This is a genomic window from Methylobacterium nigriterrae (genome assembly GCF_037106235.1).
Taxonomy (GTDB): domain Bacteria; phylum Pseudomonadota; class Alphaproteobacteria; order Rhizobiales; family Beijerinckiaceae; genus Methylobacterium; species Methylobacterium nigriterrae.
Window position 1 is genome coordinate 1 of record NZ_JBAWTG010000324.1, and the last position, 1,956, is coordinate 1,956.

General features: G+C 61.6%; 2 protein-coding genes. One reads left to right on the forward strand and one right to left on the reverse strand.

The features are described from left to right. Window positions 1–954: 954 nt before the first annotated feature. A complete protein-coding gene (locus tag WDW90_RS36680; protein ID WP_336491954.1) occupies window positions 955–1,134 on the reverse strand; it encodes a hypothetical protein in 180 nt (59 codons plus the stop codon). Window positions 1,135–1,539: 405 nt separating this feature from the next. On the opposite strand from WDW90_RS36680, the gene WDW90_RS41090 reads away from it, so the two are divergent. Beyond that, window positions 1,540–1,794, forward strand: coding sequence for a DUF6894 family protein (locus WDW90_RS41090; RefSeq protein ID WP_431311202.1), 255 nt, complete (start codon window positions 1,540–1,542; stop codon window positions 1,792–1,794). Window positions 1,795–1,956 lie beyond the last annotated feature (162 nt).

Sequence of the window (1,956 nt, forward strand, 5' to 3'; positions counted from 1 at the left end):
CCACCCAGGCAAGGCCAGCCAGCCACATCCGATATACCACCTGCCGCTCCTATGACCGTGTCGCTTTCCTGAGGCGCCTAATAAGGGTGCGTCGGCGCAACCAGTTCCGGGTCTGCCGTTCCACCGGAGTGCGCGAGGATTGCCATTACGCGGCCGTACCCTCCACTGTTAGAAAAGCGACGGTTTCCCGGGCACTTAAACCTGTTAGGTTTGTGTGCCTGGAAATCAAAATGCTGGGCGATCCCGGCCCATTCGCACGGATTGAGCGTTATGGACGGACAATGCTGGTCGGTCAGAGCTCGATGGGCTTGACCCTCGCCTGCGGCTCACAACCGGCCACCAACGCCGCTTCTCTCGTACTGGAAGGGCAATGGACGGTGACGGCATTTCCAGGGCCGAGCTGTCGCGGTGAGCCTTGATGAGTAGGTAGATGCGCTGCATCGCCACCTGAGTTGCTGCCGCCATTAGCCGCTGCCCCTCGCACGCGCTGTCTTGGTGCAACCGGCGTGTGCACTCCTCCGCTCTGCGGATCAGCTGGGCGCCTTCGCTAAGGTAGGCATCCAGCTCGCTGAGATCGGGCATCCGCAGGCTCCACGATGATCGACAGTCGCCCCCAGCTATCCTGATCACCGGCACGCCCCGGTTATTCCCGACCGGCTCCTGCAGCACCTGAGTGCTACTTCTCGCGCAAGGCCGCGAATTTCGCGGGCTGGGTGTTATGGAGCTTCAGAAACGCCCTGCGAGCGTGAGCCGCACGGCTGTCGGCTCGACCGGATGGAAGTGCCGATCGGCGACACCGTCCGCCGCGGCCAATGAGCCGGCTGTGGCGTGCAAGTGAAGCGGAACGTGAGGTGCTCCCGTCCGCTGAAGGGGCAGCATGATGTTTCTTCGAGTGAGCCCGGCGGCGATGAGCTGCCGGGGTTTGCTTTTGAGCGGCTGGATCCGAGCTTCAGGTCAGTGAGCCGCGGGCTTGTTGGCGGGAGGCGGATTGGCGGGAGCGCCGGGAGCCGGCGCGGGGTTGGCGGGCGCCGTGGTGCTGGCAGGGGGCGGGGTGGTTGTCTCGGCCTTCTTCTCGTCCTTACAGGCAGCGAGTGCGAGCAGGCCGATGAGCGGCAGCAGGGTGCGCATGCGCATGAGCGTTCCTTCTTGTTGGCCAGCCTTCATGAGGCTGCAGGTAACGCTAACCTGACCCTAGGAGTTCAGACCCAAACCGGCGATGGCGGACCAATGGGCCTGCAGCGGTCTTGTTCAGCGACTTGGCCACGCGGGCAGCCTCGCCCTGCTGCTACTCGCACTGTCAAAGCTACGTCAGGTTATGTCCGTTGAGGCATGCCTCAGCGGATATTCCGATCTTGGCGGGCGGCGCCGCTCGCCGATTGGGCGTTATGGAGCCATACGGCACATCATCAGCACGTAAGTGAATTCACGCTAATTCTACGCACGATCAATTAGTAACGTTCGTTATCAGAAATATTTCTTGGAACAATTATTTGAACGGTAGATTGTTGAGGCAGCTCCACGTCCATAATAAGGGAGCCAATGCCTCACTTTTTCTTTGAACCGTGCGAAGGCGCGGAGTTGCATCCCGACCCTGACGGAACGGATTGCGACAGCTGCGAGACGGCCGCCTATGCCGCAAGGCGTTTCCTTGGGGAACTCGCCCGAAACCACGTGCGGGACGAGGAATACCGCACGGACGTCATGGTCCGCGATGAGGCCAGTCGGATCGTGTTCACCGCAACGTTGACGATGGCTTCGGCCCGTCTGGTCGCGCCTCCGATAAGCGCGATGTGATTGCGGCCGCCGCGTTCCGATAGGGCTTGCACTATCGGACCTTAGCAGGATGCGGTACCGCTGGCGGACTGGATGTTATGGAATGCAGCTCTGCCCGCTAGGGCATGCTGCGGCGAACGATGAGCCAACGCCTTAGACCACTCACGCAGCGGGTTCTTGTAA

What these genes read in the sequence shown, in the direction of transcription:
- WDW90_RS36680 (WP_336491954.1), bottom strand. Translation starts at nt 1,134, where the DNA reads ATGCGCATGCGCACCCTGCTGCCGCTCATCGGCCTGCTCGCACTCGCT.
- WDW90_RS41090 (WP_431311202.1), top strand. Translation starts at nt 1,540, where the DNA reads ATGCCTCACTTTTTCTTTGAACCGTGCGAAGGCGCGGAGTTGCATCCC.